16 protein-coding genes are annotated in these 17,944 nt (G+C 58.8%); 5 read left to right on the plus strand and 11 right to left on the minus strand.

What is annotated here, in order from left to right; genetic code table 11:
- Position 1: 1 nt before the first annotated feature.
- Entirely contained in the window at positions 2-1,678 is a 1,677-nt protein-coding gene (locus tag GVO84_RS19475; protein ID WP_159514956.1) for a ShlB/FhaC/HecB family hemolysin secretion/activation protein, read from the minus strand.
- 260 nt (positions 1,679-1,938) lie between these two features.
- Between GVO84_RS19475 and GVO84_RS19480 the strand changes: the two genes are divergently transcribed.
- Complete coding sequence (locus tag GVO84_RS19480) at positions 1,939-3,108, plus strand: DNA repair protein (protein ID WP_045353976.1); 1,170 nt, start codon at positions 1,939-1,941, stop codon at positions 3,106-3,108.
- Here the strand turns inward: GVO84_RS19480 and GVO84_RS19485 are convergent, their stop codons facing one another.
- Positions 3,109-3,873, minus strand: a complete 765-nt coding sequence (locus tag GVO84_RS19485) for a siderophore-interacting protein (protein ID WP_159514957.1) — start codon at positions 3,871-3,873, stop codon at positions 3,109-3,111. It lies immediately after the preceding gene.
- Between the two features lie 147 nt (positions 3,874-4,020).
- Here GVO84_RS19485 and GVO84_RS19490 point away from each other — a divergent pair, with 147 nt between their 5' ends.
- Complete coding sequence (locus tag GVO84_RS19490; protein WP_023333504.1) at positions 4,021-4,515, plus strand: PadR family transcriptional regulator; 495 nt, start codon at positions 4,021-4,023, stop codon at positions 4,513-4,515.
- On the opposite strand, the gene GVO84_RS19495 is transcribed toward GVO84_RS19490, so the two are convergent.
- Together GVO84_RS19495 and GVO84_RS19500 are read right to left on the minus strand one after the other, a co-directional pair.
- A complete protein-coding gene (locus GVO84_RS19495; RefSeq protein ID WP_024906426.1) occupies positions 4,512-6,071 on the minus strand; it encodes a methyl-accepting chemotaxis protein in 1,560 nt (519 codons plus the stop codon). The two genes, GVO84_RS19490 and GVO84_RS19495, sit on opposite strands and share 4 nt — an antisense overlap.
- A gap of 336 nt (positions 6,072-6,407) precedes the next feature.
- Positions 6,408-7,928, minus strand: coding sequence for a methyl-accepting chemotaxis protein (locus GVO84_RS19500; RefSeq protein ID WP_159514958.1), 1,521 nt, complete (start codon positions 7,926-7,928; stop codon positions 6,408-6,410).
- 435 nt (positions 7,929-8,363) lie between these two features.
- On the opposite strand from GVO84_RS19500, the gene ygjG reads away from it, so the two are divergent.
- Positions 8,364-9,743 carry a putrescine aminotransferase gene (ygjG, locus tag GVO84_RS19505; protein WP_201283080.1) on the plus strand — a complete coding sequence of 460 codons (1,380 nt, stop codon included), beginning with the start codon at positions 8,364-8,366 and terminating at the stop codon, positions 9,741-9,743.
- Positions 9,744-9,779: 36 nt separating this feature from the next.
- Here the strand turns inward: ygjG and GVO84_RS19510 are convergent, their stop codons facing one another.
- Positions 9,780-10,382 (minus strand): helix-turn-helix domain-containing protein, encoded by a 603-nt coding sequence (locus tag GVO84_RS19510; protein ID WP_159514960.1) that lies wholly within the window; start codon positions 10,380-10,382, stop codon positions 9,780-9,782.
- A gap of 42 nt (positions 10,383-10,424) precedes the next feature.
- Here GVO84_RS19510 and GVO84_RS19515 point away from each other — a divergent pair, with 42 nt between their 5' ends.
- Together GVO84_RS19515 and GVO84_RS19520 are read left to right on the plus strand one after the other, a co-directional pair.
- Positions 10,425-11,111: a B3/B4 domain-containing protein gene (locus GVO84_RS19515; protein WP_159514961.1), complete on the plus strand. Its 687-nt coding sequence runs from the start codon at positions 10,425-10,427 to the stop codon at positions 11,109-11,111.
- A gap of 12 nt (positions 11,112-11,123) precedes the next feature.
- Positions 11,124-11,972 carry a dihydrodipicolinate synthase family protein gene (locus GVO84_RS19520; protein ID WP_159514962.1) on the plus strand — a complete coding sequence of 283 codons (849 nt, stop codon included), beginning with the start codon at positions 11,124-11,126 and terminating at the stop codon, positions 11,970-11,972.
- Between the two features lie 204 nt (positions 11,973-12,176).
- Here the strand turns inward: GVO84_RS19520 and lsrG are convergent, their stop codons facing one another.
- From lsrG to lsrA, 6 genes are read right to left on the minus strand one after another with little or no spacing between them, the layout of a single operon-like run.
- On the minus strand, positions 12,177-12,470 hold the full coding sequence (gene lsrG, locus GVO84_RS19525; RefSeq protein ID WP_159514963.1) for a (4S)-4-hydroxy-5-phosphonooxypentane-2,3-dione isomerase: 294 nt from the start codon (positions 12,468-12,470) through the stop codon (positions 12,177-12,179).
- Positions 12,467-13,354, minus strand: coding sequence for a 3-hydroxy-5-phosphonooxypentane-2,4-dione thiolase (lsrF, locus tag GVO84_RS19530; RefSeq protein ID WP_029741387.1), 888 nt, complete (start codon positions 13,352-13,354; stop codon positions 12,467-12,469). The genes lsrG and lsrF overlap by 4 nt, the downstream gene beginning before the upstream one ends.
- An 11-nt stretch (positions 13,355-13,365) precedes the next feature.
- Complete coding sequence (lsrB, locus tag GVO84_RS19535) at positions 13,366-14,367, minus strand: autoinducer 2 ABC transporter substrate-binding protein LsrB (protein ID WP_121424719.1); 1,002 nt, start codon at positions 14,365-14,367, stop codon at positions 13,366-13,368.
- 1 nt (position 14,368) lies between these two features.
- Entirely contained in the window at positions 14,369-15,346 is a 978-nt protein-coding gene (gene lsrD / locus GVO84_RS19540) for an autoinducer 2 ABC transporter permease LsrD (protein WP_121424720.1), read from the minus strand.
- Positions 15,347-16,378, minus strand: a complete 1,032-nt coding sequence (gene lsrC / locus GVO84_RS19545) for an autoinducer 2 ABC transporter permease LsrC (RefSeq protein ID WP_159514964.1) — start codon at positions 16,376-16,378, stop codon at positions 15,347-15,349.
- A 2-nt stretch (positions 16,379-16,380) separates the two neighbouring features.
- On the minus strand, positions 16,381-17,862 hold the full coding sequence (lsrA, locus tag GVO84_RS19550) for an autoinducer 2 ABC transporter ATP-binding protein LsrA (protein WP_159515674.1): 1,482 nt from the start codon (positions 17,860-17,862) through the stop codon (positions 16,381-16,383).
- Positions 17,863-17,944 lie beyond the last annotated feature (82 nt).

Below are 17,944 nucleotides of genomic sequence, written 5' to 3' on the forward strand. Positions count from 1 at the left end.
CTTAGAAAGCCACTGATACGCGGTAATAAATCGTGAGGCGATCCGGACCCAGCCAGTCCGGATACGCCATCGGTGTGCCAACGGTAAACTGGCTTGAGTAGTTACGATGCGCCATCGTAAGACCCAGTGCCGCCCCCCACAGCGTTCCGGAGGCGTAACGGTCAAAACCGTCCTTCTTCAGCCAGCCACCATCGATTGCAGCCAGCAGGCCGACATCCCCTCCCCAAGGCAGCGTAAAGAGCGAATAATTCAGCTCATTTCGCCAGTAACCACCGTTATCGCCGGAGATGTACTGCTCCTTAAAGCCGCGCACGGAGGCTTCGCCGCCCAGCGTCAGCCGCTCGCTGCCATAGAGCCGGTCCGGCGACCACTGAAAGTAGACGCTGGTCAGCCACCACAGCCTGTCTGCAACGGGGCGCTGAAAGCTGCCGTTTACGCTCCATTTGCGAAACTCAGCTTTCGGCACATCGCCATGCTTGTCGTTATCATCTTCTGCGCCAAACCACGGCACCCCCTGAGTAAAGGTCGGGTTCAGGGTCGCCACGCCGGAGGCGATTTTTTGCGTGTGGTTAAGGCCCAGTGAGAAACTGGATAGCTTGCGGCTGCTGGTGGCCAGCAGAACATCGTCGAGATAGTTATGGTTGATACGGTGCGTGATGCCCGCCGACACGCCGGTTTTGATATCGCCATTGCGGAACAGCACCCAGGATCCCGTCAGGCGGTGCGTCTCAGTATCCCCCGTCGAACGCCAGAGATAACCGTTATTGTCGATGGTGCTGAGGTAGTTGCTCCAGCTGTAGCTGTAGTCCAGCAAGCCGTAGCCGTAAGGCACGCTGACCCCGGCGGCAAAATTCTGCGCATCATGGCTATTCGAAAAATCGCTGCTGCGCCCGCCGCTGACAAACCACTTATCCGCCAGACCCAGCAGGTTATTGCCATACAGCGCGCCATTGAGTTGCCCGGTCCCGGTGCTCTTTTGCCCGCTGTTATCGAAACTCACTGTTCCGCTGAGCGGGAATTCTGGCGTAGCCGTCAGATTAACGATCGAGTAGCCCTGCCTGTCGCCGGGCAATATTTCTATTTCAACCGGCGTCTGGCGTACGCGATTGAGCTGTTCCATACCCTGTTCGATATCGCGCAGGTTGAGAACTTTTCCTTCGAGCCCGGGGAAGGTCATCTTCAGTGCGCGCGCAGGAACGCCTTCAAGGCGTATTTGCTGGAGCTTACCTTCCAGAACGGCAAGCTGGAGGACACTACCGGAGAGATCCTGTTCGGTCAAAAATGCACGGCTGGTAATATAACCCCGGCTGATGTACCAGTCAGACACGGCGTGAGTCAGGGTATTTAAACGGGCAATATCAAGGCATTGATTCAGCCACGGCGCGATCAACTGTTTTTTTGCAGAAGGCGAAAGCAGGGTTGCTCCCGACAGCTCAATGCGGCTGATGAAGAAACACGGACCTTGTGACGCTGAAGTATCTTCTGGCTTGACAGGGCGAGGCAATACCACGCTGCGCTCCAGTTCTTCACGCTGGCGCTGGTTTTCATCCAGCAGTTGCTGCTGTTGCTGCTGAATGGTAGTGCGGTCGGCCGGCGACAACGGGGCGGCGAGTGCGATGCCTGGCACCAGTAGCAGGATGGCTGCCAGCACCGTGCGTGTTGATGTTTTCCTTAACACTATTTACTCTCCGCTCAAAGTCCGCTTTCAAACTTGACTGTTAAAAAACGAGCAACTTATTTCAAAAAGTAAATGGTGTAAATATCAACACAAACAATAAGGATACTTCTGGCACATTTTCAGATTTTTGCAGGGTAAATCTGAAGCAATATTAAAGAAATCCCCCATCGCGCCGATCATCATCCGTGTGTATTATTTCCTGTAGCTTTTACAACAACTAACCTTAACTCAAATACTTAAGCGCCAAAGCGAAAGGCATCATGAGCACACCGATCAAACGGCTAGAAATCATTAAAAATGCCATTGAACTGGAAGATGACGACATCATCCAGAGCCAGCTGACACGCCTGAAAAATGAAGCGTTTGACGATGAGCTACAGGCAATCGTCGTGGCGCTTGAGGAGAAGAACTACACCTCTGCGATGGCGGCAATTACCGCCTGGCTGCAGGGTCAGCGCGCCGTGACCCAATGGCGCGATCCGCAGGTGGCCGCCAGCAAGTTGGAGCTAAAGGCGCTGGAAGAGCGTCTGCGCGATCTGATTGACCGCCGCAACGCCCGTGTGCAGCAGCTCGATGAGTTCAACGATCTCTATTTCTCCCGTCTCGGCCCGCTGATGCAGCAGATCCTCGCCCTGCGTAAAACGCTTGCGGAGCTCAACCTGCGTCGCCAGCAGGCGGAAGCGCGTCGTCGCGAGGAAGATTACCGTCGCTGCCAGCGCTATATGGCGCAGGCGGTAGAGGTGCTGGCGACGCTCACCCAGCGCTGGCGCGATCTCCCGGCCGACTCCGTCCAGGCCGCTGAGGCGCGTAAGCATCTGGAGCAGCAAAGCAATCTGATTGCCAACCTGCTGGCCGAAGCGCTGGAGCTGGAAAGCGGCTTAACGCGCGAAGAGGAGCCTGCGCGTCAGGCGCGCGACGACGCTAACGAAGAGTACGAGAAGTATCGCGAGCAGCACCACGATGCCGAAGTGCGGCTGCGCAAGGGCAAGGATCTCTCGGAAGAGGATCGGAACGAGCTGAAACGCCTGTGGCGTCAGGCGAGCAAGCTCTGCCACCCGGATCTGGTTGCGGACGACCTGAAAGAAGAAGCCAACGCGATGATGGTGCAGCTCAACCAGGCGAAGCAGCGTGGTGACGTTAAAACCATTCGCTCACTGGTGGCCCGCCTGCAGCAGGGCTTTGAGCCGCTGATGGCAAGCGACAGGCTGAACGATCTGGAACGTATCCGCAAAAAAATGGCGCAGGTCCGCGAGCAGATCGACATCTTAGTGAACGAGCTGGCGGAACTGGAGAAAGAGGAGTCCTGGCTGCTGGTCTCATCGCTCAACAATATGGAAGCGTACTTCGCTCAGCAGGAGAAGGCGCTGCACGAGGTCCGCGCCTCGCTCGAACATCAGGTGAGCGAAGCGCAGCTGGATTCCGCCGCCTGATTATTTGGCGTGCCAGTATGCGCTGGCACGCACCAGTTGCTGGTCAATCGCGTCGGTTTCAAACTGACGGCTCAGCGTCTTCACCACCTTCCCTTCCCCGGTCAGCCAGATGAAATAGTCTTCCCCAGGAACGGTCAGCGCCGCCAGATGGTCCGCTACCGCCTGCTCGCTATGGCCCACCACCCAGGTGATTTCGAACTCGCTCAGGTGTGCCAGATACTCTTTATAAGATTCGTCCCCGACCGTCACTACCGCATGAACCTGCGGGCGAACCGGCAGTTTAGCAATGCTTTCTAAGCGTCGACGCAGCGCGGGCATGCCGGACTCGTCGCACACGTACAGCTGCCAGGCGTAATCCTCCGGCACCACCAGCGAACCGCGCGGGCCGCCGATGGTCAGCCTGTCCCCCGCTTTCGCCTCGACCGCCCAGCGGCTGGCAATGCCGCCGTCGTGAATGAAGAAATCGAGAACCAGCTCATGATTTGCCTCGTCGTAAAGCGGCGTATAGTCGCGCGCCTGAGGACGTACGCCGTCGCCCCATTCAATGCCTTCATCGGTGACCACCGGCGGTACAAACACCGCCCCTGGGGCCGGGAAAAAGACTTTGGTATGGTCGTCGAAACCCCGGGAGCTAAAGCCCTCCAGCGCCTCGCCGCCTAGAACAATGCGCTGGAAACCCGCGCTGGCGCGCTCAACGCGGAGCACCGTCAGCTCGCGAAAACGCAGGTCATTACGAACACGCTGTGGGTAACGGGTAGATGCCATTTGTAGCCCCTTCTCTGGTGAATACGATATATCTAAATTAATTTTCAAATGATAATGATTACTAGTCAGTAAAAATGCAAGATCTTTTAGATTGCATCTGAATATATCTTAGATATAGTTTAGATATATCAAATTAAAGGATCTGTTATGCGACACGAACACGACAGCGGCGGGCGCCGACCGCGCTTTTTTGGCCACGGCGATCTGCGGCTGGTGATTCTGGATATCCTGACCCGCAGCGCGAGCCACGGCTACGAGCTGATCAAAGAGATCGAGAATCTGACCCAGGGGAATTACACCCCGAGCCCAGGGGTGATCTATCCAACCCTGGATTATCTTCAGGATCAGACCTTTATCACCATCACGGAAGAGGAGAGCGGTCGTAAGAAGATTGCGATTACTGCTGAAGGACAACGCTGGCTGGACGAAAACCGGGAACAGCTGGAACAGATCCAGGTGCGTATCAAAGCGCGTTCCGTCGGTTTTCAGCTGCGCAAAAACCCGCAGATGAAGCGGGCTCTGGATAACTTCAAAGCGGTGTTAGACCTGAAGGTGAATCAGGGAGAGCTCAGCGACGCGCAGCTCAAGCAGATTATCGGCGTCATTGACCGCGCGGCGCTCGAGATCTCCCAGCTGGATTAAGCCGGAGCGTGCTCGCTCACGCGGAAGACGCGCACCAGCTCTTTCAGGTGCATCGCCTGTTCGTTAAGCGATGCCGCCGCAGCCACAGACTCCTCCACCAGCGCGGAGTTCTGCTGGGTGGTGGCGTCAATCAGGCCAATCGCGCTGTTAATCTGCGAGATACCCTCCGTCTGCTCGTGGCTGGCCTGGCGAATTTCCCGCAGGATCACGTCCATCTCTTCCACGTTACCGACCATCCCGTTGATCAGCCCACTCGCTTTTTCGACCAGGTTCATCCCATCCTGAGTCTGGCTGGTGGAGCTCTCAATCAGTTCACGGATTTCGCTGGCAGACGACGCGCTCTTCTGGGCAAGCTGGCGCACCTCGCCGGCCACCACCGCGAAGCCGCGGCCGTGCTCGCCGGCGCGCGCTGCTTCCACCGCCGCGTTCAGCGCCAGAATGTTGGTCTGGAACGCAATGGCGTCGATCAGGTCGATAATGTCGGACATCCGGTTCGATGTTTCGTTAATCAGGCGCATTTTGCTGGTCACCTGCTTCATCATCTCACCGTTGTTTTTGACCACCGTGGCGGCATCCGCCGAGAGGTTGGTGGCTTCCCCGGTATGCGAGGCGGTATTTTTCACCGTCGCGGTGATCTGCTCCATCGAGGCGGCGGTCTGTTCGACAGAACTTGCCTGCTCTTCCGTGCGCGCGGCCAGATCCTGGTTCCCGGCGACAATCTGCGCGGCCGCGCTGGAGATATTCTCCGAGCCGGTTTGCACCTGCTGCACAATGTCCAGCAGTCGCGTCTTCATCTCCATCAGCGCATGCAGCAGCAGACCCGTTTCGTCTTTGCCGTGTGGCGTGATGCTGCCCGTCAGGTCGCCCTCTGAAATGGCTTTTGCAAAATGCACCGCCTCGCCGAGCGGACGTGTGATAGCGCGCACGATAAACCAGCCAATCAGGCTGCCTGCCACGACGCTAAAGAGCGTGATCAGGATCAGCAGCAGGCGGTTAGACCTGAAATCTCCTTCCACCTGCGCCCCTGCACTCTGCATCTCACTGTTTTGAATGGTAATCAGCTCCTTCACCTTCGCTTTATAAGCCTGCTGCACGGCGAGGGTGGTGGTCATCATCTCCTGAATAGCGCCCGCACGATTGTTGTTCTGCACCGCCTGCAAAATGCGGTAGCGCGAGTCCAGATACTGCTGGCGCACGCTGCGGATATCCGCCAGCACCTGCTGAGACTTTTGATCCTGCAGCGCGTTGTTCAGCTCGCCCAGGATCACCGTGATGTGCTCGCTGATCTCTTTCAGGCGCTGCTGAGATTGCCCCGTGTAGGTGCCCTGCTCGTCCAGCAGCATCAGCTGTTGTGTGCTAATAAATTCCTGGAAGTTATCGATTAACTGGTTCGCTTTTACCGTGGTTGGATAATCACTGGTAATAATGGATTGCATCCCGTTATTAGCCCGGTTCAGGCTCAGCAGAGACAGGCTCGCGCTGATCGCCATCAGGACAATAAAGAATCCAAACGCCAGAAATAATTTCGTGCCGATCTTTACGTCATGTAAGAACATATTTTCTCCATCGATGTGATTATTTCTCAGACGATCGCTGTTATCGGTAACGATTTTGCTAACTTTATGAGTTTGATCGTTTTTTTATTTCATAACCGTCACAATGGATAGGTACAGGCTATTAATATTGCTCCATCGATCGTTACCAGACCACCGGAAGGGTATTTTTCAAAATAGCGTTCGGAATAATTGACTTAGGCAGGGATAAATAACTGACGCACTTTCTTTAGTTATTTAATATTAAATTAACAATAAAATACATTAATAGTCACAACCAGAAAATAAAACGCCGTTTATTCCTTACGGAATAAACGGCTTTTCCGGAACATTATTGAATCAGTGGAGCACGGTTACCGCATCCTTAAGGCGTCCAGCGCGGTGCTTCACCATCGCGGAAATGTGGGCGCTCTCCTCGACCAGGTCGGCGTTTTTCTGCGTGATGCTGTCGAGTTCGGCGACCGCGCGGGTCAATTCTGACAGTCCGGTTGCCTGCTCGGAGGTCGAGTGGCTGATCTGGGCGATAAGCTGCGTCACGTTTTTCACCTGCTCGACAATATCATCCATCGTACGGCCTGCGGCGTGCACCTGCTCGGAGCCGGACTGCACCTTGTTGGCGCTGGCATCAATCAGTTTACGAATATCATTCGCTGCGCTGGCGCTGCGGCTGGCAAGATGGCGGACTTCGCCCGCGACCACGGCAAAACCTTTGCCCTGCTCCCCTGCCCTTGCCGCTTCGACCGCTGCGTTCAGCGCCAGAATATTGGTCTGGAAAGCGATATCGTTAATCAGGGAGGTAATCGAGCCAATTCGCTGCGTGCTGTCGGCAATGTCATCCATGGTTTTAACGACAGTCTGCATCGCGTTACCCCCTTTCGTCGCCGCGCTGCTCGCGGCCACGGAGAGTTTGTCCACCTCGGCGGCGGTTTCAGAGTTACTCTGAACGGAAGCGGCCATCTGGTTCATTGTCGCGACGGTCTGCTGCACGTTCGCCACGGTCTGACGCGTCCGATCGTTCAGATCTTCATTTCCCTGCGCCAGCCTGTCGCTGCCGTCACGGACGCTCACCACCTGGCTCGACACGTCATTGATTAACCAGCGGCACATCAGGCCCAGTTGCCCGACCGCGCGCAGCGTCAGCCCCAGCTCGTCGCTGCGGTTCAGATGCTGCACGCTGTTGCGCTCACCAGTTGCGACCTTCAGCGCCTGTCGGGCCACATTCTCTACCGGGCGGACAATCTGCTGCTCAAACAGCAGAGCCCCCAGCAGCATCACCAGTGCGGCTGCGGCGAGCGGCATCCACCCGGCGGAGGTCGCGACCAGCGTGGCGGCGAGTACGGCAAAAAGCGCCACCATCACGCTGCGCACGCGCCAGCGCAGCGGCATAGCCGGCAGTTTGCCCAGCCAGCCTTTTCCAACCACCAGCCCCTTGTGCACACGTTTCTTACAGCGCCCGTCGTTCAGCGCCCGGTAGAGCGGCTCCACGGCGGCGATCTCTTCCGCTGTGGCTCTGGTGCGAATCGACATATAGCCCGTCACCTGCCCGCGGCGCACCATCGGTACCGCATTCGCACGCACCCAGTAGTGGTCGCCGTTTTTACGCCGGTTTTTGACAATCCCGCTCCACGGCTCGCCCTGCTGCAGCGTGTACCACATATCGGCAAACGCGGCTTTTGGCATGTCGGGGTGGCGCACCATATTGTGCGGCTGGCCCGTCAGCTCATCAAGCTGGTAGCCGCTCACCTGCACAAAGGTGTCGTTGGCGTGTGTGATATAGCTGTGGACGTCTGTGGTAGACATTAAGGTGGTGTCATCGTCCAGAGGGTATTCATTCTGGGTGACATAGGTTGGAGAGGACATCGTGGGCATCCCTTGCAGGTTATTTGAATGTTAATTTTGTGGGTCAATGTTTTTTCGGCGGTAAACAATTTATCTTTAGTTGTTAAACTTGATGAAGATCGCAGATTTCACTTAAACCATACTTTTTGTACGATTTTATAATTCATTGATTTCAAATACTTTCGCAAAGAAATTACCTATAAAGCATGACCAGTTAATGCCCACTTAAGTAGCAGCGAATGCACTTTTTTAGTGCAGCCGCGCTTTTTCGCCCTCATTTATCCTCTCTTCCCTGTACCGCTAAATCCCGTTTCGGTTGCTCCGGCATGATTAAATATTGTGCAACATTATTTTAACCTGGCGTTTATCCCGATTTTCGTTAAGGCATCTGAAGTGGCGTAATCCCTGCAATACTTAAACCAGTATCATGTGATACGCGATCCCCGGGAGCACATTTTGAACAGGTTACCTTCCAGCGCCTCGGCTCTTGCCTGTACCGCGCACGCACTGAATCTCATTGAGAAGCGAACGCTCGATCATGAGGAGATGAAACAACTTAACCGAGAGGTCATCGATTACTTTAAAGAGCACGTCAATCCAGGGTTTCTGGAGTATCGCAAATCTGTTACCGCCGGCGGGGATTACGGAGCCGTAGAGTGGCAAGCGGGAAGTCTGAACACGCTTGTCGACACCCAGGGACAGGAGTTTATAGATTGCCTGGGAGGTTTTGGAATTTTCAACGTGGGGCACCGTAATCCAGTTGTGGTTTCCGCCGTACAGAATCAACTTGCGAAACAACCTCTCCATAGCCAGGAACTGCTCGACCCGCTTCGCGCCATGCTCGCGAAAACGCTGGCGGCCTTGACGCCGGGCAAACTGAAGTACAGCTTCTTTAGCAACAGCGGCACGGAATCGGTCGAAGCGGCGATTAAACTCGCCAAAGCGTACCAGTCGCCGCGCGGGAAATTCACCTTTATCGCCACCAGCGGCGCGTTCCACGGTAAATCCCTGGGCGCACTGTCTGCTACCGCCAAATCCACCTTCCGCAAACCGTTTATGCCGCTGCTGCCGGGCTTCCGCCACGTGCCGTTTGGCGACATCAACGCCATGCGCACCGTGCTAAGCGAATGCCGTAAAACCGGCGATGACGTGGCCGCGGTGATCCTGGAGCCGATTCAGGGCGAAGGCGGCGTGATCCTCCCTCCGCAGGGCTATCTGCCCACCGTGCGTCAGCTGTGCGATGAGTTTGGCGCCCTGCTGATCCTCGACGAAGTCCAGACCGGGATGGGGCGCACCGGCAAGATGTTTGCCTGCGAGCACGAAAACGTTCAGCCGGACATTCTGTGCCTGGCGAAGGCGTTGGGCGGCGGCGTGATGCCAATTGGCGCGACGGTGGCCACCGAGGAGGTCTTCTCGGTGCTGTTCGACAACCCGTTCCTGCATACCACCACCTTTGGCGGCAACCCGCTGGCCTGTGCGGCCGCGCTGGCGACCATCAACGTACTGCTGGAGCAAAACCTGCCCGCCCAGGCGGAGCAGAAAGGCGACATGCTGCTGGACGGCTTCCGTCAGCTAGGCCGGGAGTATCCGGACCTGGTACAGGACGCGCGCGGGAAAGGAATGCTGATGGCGATTGAGTTTGTTGATAACGAAACCGGCTATAGCTTCGCGAGCGAGATGTTCCGCCAGCGTGTGCTGGTGGCCGGAACGCTCAACAACTCGAAAACCATCCGCATAGAACCGCCGCTGACGCTGACGATTGAGCAGTGTGAGCAGGTGCTGAAAGCGGCACGTAAAGCGCTGGCAGCGCTGCGGGTGAGCGTGGAAGAGGCGTAATCAACACCGGGTGGCGTTACGCTACCCGGCAGTTTTTTATCGGTGAAACTCCGCCACCGTCATGGTGAAGCGAAGCATGGTATCGCCTTCATTGGCGTAGCCGTGCGCCGCTTCCGTTTTCGCCACCGCCGATGCGCCAGCGTTAACCCGGGTCACCGTCTCGTCCACCGTCAGCGTTAAAACGCCCTCGTTTACGTGCAGCAGCTCAAAGGTTCCCGCCGGGTGCCCCGGAGAGGTAAAGCACTCCCCCGGCTGCATCTCCCACTGCCATAATTCAATCATGTCCGGGCCTGCCGTACCCGCCAGCAGTCTGGCGCGTCCACCCTGTGCCCCCTGCCACAGCACCGGGATCGCCGCTTCTTCGATAACATGCACCAGCGGCTCGCTGGAGACGTTGACGATATCCGCCACGGAGATGCCGAGCGCGGCGGCCAGCTTGCACAAAATGGCGATGCTGGGGTTGGCTGCGCCCTTTTCGATCTCCACCAGCATGCCTTTGCTGACGCTGGCACGGCGGGACAGCTCGTCCAGCGACAGCTTTTTCTCTTTACGCCAGTTGCGGATACGGTTCGCCACGGCCAAGCTTACCTGGGCAACATCGGCACCCGAATCAGTCATTATATTGACTTTATCAGTCATTGGTCACTACCATGGTATAAAACAGTCAATACAGGATTATTTATGTCTCTCGTTACGCCGTCAATAGATTCGCGTCTTGCCGGGATTGCCCCGGGCTTTCGAGCGCTGAGCATTCTGGTTGAAGCTGCGCCGATTACTCACCCGGAGGTTGCCGCCGCCGCGCTGGCGCAGGCCTGCCAGCAGATGTTGAATGATGATGTGCCGTGGGCTGATGCGCACCTTTCAGGCTGGGATGAGGTGTTTAAAGCCTTCGGCGCGAAACCAAAACGCACGCCCTGTTCCGCCGCGGCCCTGCGCAAGCGGGTGCTGAAAGACGGTTCGCTGCCGTCGCTGGATCCGGTCGTGGATATCTATAACGCGGTGAGCATTCGCTATGCCATTCCGGTGGGAGGGGAAAATCTCGCGGCGTACTCGGGCGCGCCGCGTCTGACGCTGGCCGAGGGCAGCGAGCCGTTTGATACCCTGAAAGAGGGCCAGCCGGTGGTGGAATACCCGGATGCTGGCGAGGTTATCTGGCGAGATGACCTCGGCGTCACCTGCCGCCGCTGGAACTGGCGACAGGGGGTGCGTACGCGTCTGGACAGCCGGGCGACGTCTATGTGGTTTATTCTCGAAAGCCTGCCGTCGATGCCGCTTGCGGCACTGGAAGAAGCAGGAGAAGAGCTGATCAACAACCTGCAGCGACTGATGCCGGGATCCACGGCTCGGGTTCAGCTGCTGACGCTGTAAGAGGACAACACGATGTTTCACGGGTTAAGCGCGTTTCCGTTAACGCCCCTTAGGGAGGGGACGTTTGACGAGCACTCCTTCATCAATCTTCTGCGCCCCGTTGTCGACGCTAGCGTCGATTCACTGGGCATTTTGGGCTCAACGGGAAGTTATGCCTATCTGACCGTTGAAGAGCGCGGCCGGATCGCACGCTGCGCGGTGGCGCATGCTGATGACATTCCGGTCATCGTCAGCATCGGCGCATTACGACTGGACGATATTCTGCGTCTGGCTGACGACGCGCAATCGGCATGCGTCTCCGGCGTGCTTCTGGCACCCGTGTCGTACCAGCGATTAACGGAAGACGAAGTGTTTCATCTCTATGAAACGGTGACCCGCCAGCTCTCCATACCGCTGTGCATTTACGATAATCCCGCCACGACCGGTTTTTCGTTTAGCGATGAACTGTTATTTGCCGCCGCGGCCCTGCCGAATATTGGGTCCATAAAGCTTGGCCGCGTGCCGGAGGACCTGTTGCAGGTACGCGCTCGCCTTCCTGAAAACGTCACGCTGGGCATCGCCGGTGACTGGCGAGCGGCCTCCGCCCTGCAGGCCGGGTTTGACGTCTGGTATTCGGTGGTTGGCGGGTTGTTTCCGCAAGCAGCGCTGGCGATTGCCCGTTCGAAAGAGGCGGCACAATCCGAGCGGCTGGAGCCGCTGTGGGAATTGTTCCGTCGATACGGCAGCTTACGGGTGGTAGCGGCAGCGGCAGAGATGCTGGGGAAAGTTGAAACACCCGCGCTCCCCTTCCCGCTTCAGGCTCTTCAGGGTGAGCCGCGCGAAGCGCTTGCTGCGATACTTGCGGATCTGGCGCTGGCCTGAACAACGCCGGGTGGCGCTCGCGCTTACCCGGCCTACAAAATCAACACAGCCTCGCCCCCGTAGGCCCGGTAAGCGTTAGCGCCACCGGGCAAACACCGCACCATCCCGCACCCCGTAGGCCCGGTAAGCGCAGCGCCACCGGGCAAACACCGTACCATCCCGCCCCCGTAGGCCCGGTAAGCGCAGCGCCACCGGGCAAAGCCGCTACTCCGGCAACAACCCCACAAAACTGCGTTTCTTACGCGGCTCCGACATCAGCTCTTCGAGCTTATCCACGCACGCCAGGTAGTGCGGCGTTTGCTTATGCGCCTGCACCGCCTCTTCGTCTTTATAGGCCTCGTAGATAAAGAACCGGGTTTTGACCCTCGGGTCCTGCAATACGTCAAAGCGCAGGTTTCCCGGCTCCTTGATTGCCCCCTCGTGGTTGGCGCGAAACACCTCCAGAAACTCGTCCACCCGCTCGGGCTTGATGTTGATTTCAACCAGCGTCACGTTCATTTTGCTTCTCCCTGTTTCTCTTCCTGCCAGAACTGGAACGCATCGCGGGCATTCCAGTTCTCGTGAACCACTTTCTTCACCGCCTTCAGCATGGCGAGCGGCGCGCTGGACTGGAAGATGTTGCGCCCCATGTCCACGCCGGACGCGCCCTGGTCAATCGCGCGCCAGCACATCTCCAGCGCCTCGTGCTCCGGCAGCTTTTTGCCCCCGGCGATGACAATCGGCACCGGACAGCTTGCGGTCACCTTTTCAAAGCCCTCGTCCACGTAGTAGGTTTTGACGAACTGCGCCCCCATCTCGGCGGCGATGCGGCTGGCGAGCGAGAAATAGCGCGCGTCACGCGCCATCTCTTTGCCGACGCCCGTTACCGCCAGCGTCGGCATGCCGTAGCGCGCGCCCGCGTCAACCAGCTTGATGATGTTGTTGATCGACTGATGCTCAAACTCGCTGCCGATGTACACCTGCGCCGCCACCGCGCAGACGTTCAGGCGCAGCGCGTCCTCCATCGCCACCGCCACGCACTCGTTCGACAGCTCGCCCAGAATCGAATTACCCCCGGAGGCGCGCAGCACCACCGGTTTGTTCGTCGCGGCTGGCACCTGGCTCCTGAGGATGCCGCGGGTGCACATCAGCACGTCGGTTTCACCAAACAGCGGCGCAATGGAGAGGTCGATACGCTCAAGGCCGGTGGTCGGCCCCTGAAAGTAGCCGTGGTCAAAGGCCAGCATCACCGTGCGGTTGCTCTGCGGGTTGAAGATGCGCGCAAGCCTGGACTGCATGCCCCAGTCCAGCGAGCCGCAGCCCTTCAGGGTGTAAGGCACGTTCTGCTGCGGCGTGCCGATGCCAAAATCCTTGCCGTCTTTGATGTCGTCTAAATCAGCCATTTGCTCCCCCGTCAGAAATCGTATTTGCTGATGTTCTCTTTGGTGAACACCACGCGCTCCGGCAGCAGCACGATGCCGTTGCCCTTCGCCTCATACTGGTAGCCCTGCACGCTGTTCGGCTCGACCTTCAGCGCCCCGATATTTTTTACGTCCACGCTGTCGCCGACGTTAAGATCGCCTTTTTTCAGCAGGCGATCGGCGACATTGACCGCAATTTTGCCCTGTTGTACGACATCCCACAGGCCGAAGGCTTTTACCGTGCCGCGCTCAACGTACGGACGCATCACGTTCGGCGTGCTGAAGCCGACAATCGCCACCCCTTCGCGCTTCAGGTTTTCCGCCGCCTGCGCCGCCGCTGGCAGCGCGTTGGCGTCCGGGGCGATGATCGCATCCAGATCCGGATACGCTTTTAAGATCCCTTCTGCAGTTTGCAACGATTTGGTGGCGTCGTTATAGCCAAACTGGGTCGTCACGATCTGCCACTGCGGATGATCTTTCTCGATTTTGGCCTTCGCCTCTTTCACCCACTGGTTCTGGTCGGTAACGGTGGGGCTGGAGTAGAAGAACGCCACTTTAGCGTTCGGTTTGGTGACCTGCTTGCCCGCCATCTCCACCAGCAGGCCGCCCAACTGCTCCGGCGTCCCCTGGTTGATGTAGATGCTGCGGCACTCCGGTTTGGTGTCCGAATCCCAGGTCAGCACCTTGACGCCGCGCTGCATCGCGCGCTTGAGCGCCGGGCAGAGGCCGTCCGGCGACACGGCGGAGACGATAATGGCGTTATAGCCCTGGTTAACGAAGTTATTGATAAGCTGCACCTGGCCCGAGACGCTCGGCTCGGTGGGGCCGTCGTAGGTGACGTCCACGCCGAGGTCTTTCCCCGCCTCTTTCGCGCCATTGCCGCCGCTGGTGAAGAAGCCCACGCCTACCAGCTTCGGGATAAAGGCAATGCGGTCCGCCGCCTGCGCCGAGGCGAAGCTGAGGGCCATTGCCAGGACGAACAGTTTTGTTTTCATCTTACGCTCCGGATAGTTTTCTAAAGAGAGAACGCACCCACTCGCGGTGCAGACTCAGCGAACGTCCCATCACCACCACAACCAGCAGCGCCCCTGACAGCGCGCTCGACACCTGGTTAGGGATGCCGACCATCTGTAAACCCTGCTGCAGGTAGCCCACCAGCAGCGCCGCCAGCGCCGTACCGACAACCGAACCTGACCCGCCGTAGATATTGGCCCCGCCGAGCACGGCGGCGGTGAGCGCGGGCATCAGCAAATCGCGCCCCAGATCCGAACGCGCGGAGCCGAAATAGGAGACCATCACCAGCGCGGCAATGGCGGAGGCCACGCCCACCAGCCCGTACAGCGCGTAGGGCATGCCGTTCACCGACAGCGCCGCATAGCGCGCCGCGCGCGGATTCTGGCCGATCAAAAACAGATGACGGCCAAAGCGCCCGCGATGGGTAATCAGCCAGAAGAAGACGGTAATCACCGCGAACAGCACCAGCGGGATCGGCAGACCCAGCATCGTGAGGTTAGCGAACGCCGTGAAGCCGTCCGGGAAGCCGCCGATGCCCTCGTAGCCCGTCGCTCCTGCCATGCCGGAGAGCAGCAGCGCGCCGCCGCCGTAGAGGTAGAGCGTGCCGAGGGTGATCACCAGCGGGCTGATGCCGGTGTAGTGAATCAGCGCGGCATTAAATAATCCGCACAGCAGACCGAGCAGCAGCGTCAGCGGAACGGCGACCGCCATCGGCCACCCCGCCTGCATCATCACGCCCAGCGCGATGGCGCACAGGCCGATGGTCGAGCCGAGGGAGATGTCGATTCCGCCGCTGATGATGACCAGCGTGAGCGGCAGCGCCACAATGCCGATGCAGATGAAGTCGCTGGTGCTGAACAGCAGCATGTTGATGTCGAGCATGCGCGGGTTGATGGCGCCAAAGAGCAGGATCTCCAGCACCAGTAAAATCAGCAGCGCGCTTTCCCAGTTAAGCCTCATTTACGCCACCTCTTTTTTGCGTTTGAGAAACGGGGTGACGTGCTTTCCCCCTTTGTTACCCGGCTGGAAGCGACCGTACTTCAGCGCCCGCTGATGGCGCGCCAGCGCCTGGCGCAGGCGCCCGTCGAGCACCAGCACGCCCAGCAGCACCAGCCCGGCGATAAAGTCGTTCCACCACGCCGGGAGCCTGAACAGCACCAGCACGGTGTCGATTTGGGTCAGAAAGAAGGCCCCGAGCAGCGCGCCAATCAGCGTGCCCGTGCCGCCCAGCAGCGAAATACCGCCGAGCACGCAGGCGGCGATGGCCTTCATCTCCAGCCCGCTGCCGGTCTGGTTGGGCACAAAGCCAATCTGCGCAGCAAAGACGATCCCGGCGCAGGCCGCCAGCATGCCGTTCAGAGTAAAGGCAAGCATGCGGGTGCGGTTCACCGCCACACCCAGCTGGCGCGCGGCGGCGAGGTTATCCCCCACCGCGTAGAAATCACGCCCGAATGCGGTGCGCGACAGCGTCCATGCGCCCGTGGCCGCGACGATCAACACCAGCATGCCGAGCGGCGAAATGCCGACGGCAGCTGGTTCAGAGAGGGATTTCAGCCCCGGCGGCAGCCCCTCAATCCACTTTCCGCCGGTCCAGAGCAGCATCGCCCCGCGGTACAGTCCCAGCGTACCGAGGGTGGCAACAATCGCCGGGATACGCAGCCCCACCACCAGAAACCCGTTGAACGCCCCGGCCAGCGCGCCTATCGACAGCGCGAAGAGAATGGAAACGGGCAGGCTGTAGCCGCTATTAAGCGCCACGCCGACGGCGATGGCGGACAGCCCGACGATGGAGCCGACGGACACGTCGATATTGCGGGTCAGCATCACCAGCGCCGCGCCGATGGCCAGCAGGATCAGGATCTGCGAGCTGGCGAAGATCATCCCCAGCGTCTGCAGGCTGAAGTAGGACGGGTTCAGCGCCACCAGCACGGCGAACAGCGCCAGAATGGCGAGAAACGCGCTCAGCTCGCGGTTTTTGAGTAAGGTTTTCATGATTACCCTCCGAATGCCAGCGCCATCATCCTATCGAGGCTGACGGCGTGGCGCGGTAGCTCGCCGCTGAGCACGCCCTGATGCATCACCAGCACCCGGTCCGCAAGGCCGGGAAACTCGTCGAGATCGCTTGAGATCATCAGCACCGCCACTTTCTGCGCCGCCACGCTTTTTATCAGCTGGTAGATATCCGCGCGCGCCGAGACGTCCACCCCGCGCGTCGGCTCATCGACGATCAGCAGTAAAGGGTTGGCCTCGAGACAGCGCGCCAGCAGCACCTTCTGCTGGTTGCCGCCGGAGAGCGTGCGCACGGTTTGATCCGCATGGTTGAGCTTGATCCCCAGCGCCCGGTGATAGCGCTCCACCACCGCCGACTCCCGCTTGCGCTGCTGCCAAATCGACGGCTCGTTCAGCGCCACGGTGTTCCAGCGGATCGGCGCGTCGAGGAACAGGCCGGACACCTGCCTGTCTTCCGGCAGGTAGACCAGCCCTTTTTCCAGGCGTGAACTTACCGGCTCGCCGGTAATGTCCTGATTCTCAAGCCAGACGCGGCCCCCGCGTACCGGCCGCAGGCCGTAGAGCGTTTCCGCAAGCTCGGTGCGTCCGGATCCCACCAGACCGGCCAGGCCGACGATCTCCCCGGCGTAGATCTCAAGGCTAAGATCGATAAAGCCTTCCCCGGTGAGATCGTCCACCCGCAGCACCGGGAAATCCTGCGGCTGGGTGCGGCGGTTGCCCGGCAGCGCCAGCCACAGCTTTTGCGTATCGCTGAGGGATTTCTCCCGGCTTACCGGCGTCATGGCGGCGATCAGGGCGTTATCGTCAAACTGCGCGGTTTCGCCGCTCAGCACCACCGCGCCGTCGCGCATCACCGAGACGTGGCTCGAAAGCATGCGAATTTCCGGCAGCTTGTGCGAGATAAAGACAATCCCGACGCCGAGCGCCTGCAGGGCGCGGATCTGGCGGAACAGCCGCTCGGTTTCACCCGGCGTGAGGGAGGCCGTAGGTTCGTCGAGGATCAGGATCCTGGCATTGCGCATCAGCCCGCGCAGGATCTCCACCATCTGCTGATCCGCCACTTCCAGCGTGCTGGCGGCGGCATCGAGGCTAAGCTGGCACTGCAGCTGCTGGAGTTTCTCCGCCAGCCGCTTTTCCAGATCGCGCTCGCGCGGCAGGCGGAACAGGATGTTTTCCCGCACCGTCAGGTTGGGGAACAGCAGCGGCTCCTGCGGCACCAGGTAAATGCCTAACCTGTGCGCCTGTACGGGCGTGAGCCGCGCATATGACTGCCCCTCGACAGAAAGTTCACCGCTGTCCGGCGTTTCGACCCCGGCGATGATCTTCATCAGCGTCGATTTTCCCGCGCCGTTTCCGCCCATCAGCGCGTGTACCTGGCCCGCAAGCAGCGTGAAATCAATACCTTTTAGAACCGGCACGCCTGAGAACTGCTTGCTAATATTCCGCGCGTCGAGAAGTGAAGTCATCATCGCTCCGCTATTGAACAAATGATTTTTAGATTTAATAATGTTCAAAAGCGTAGACGGTGAACTATATTTACAACCGTGC

The organism is Enterobacter sp. SM3 (genome assembly GCF_009811935.2).
Taxonomy (GTDB): Bacteria; Pseudomonadota; Gammaproteobacteria; order Enterobacterales; family Enterobacteriaceae; genus Enterobacter; species Enterobacter asburiae_D.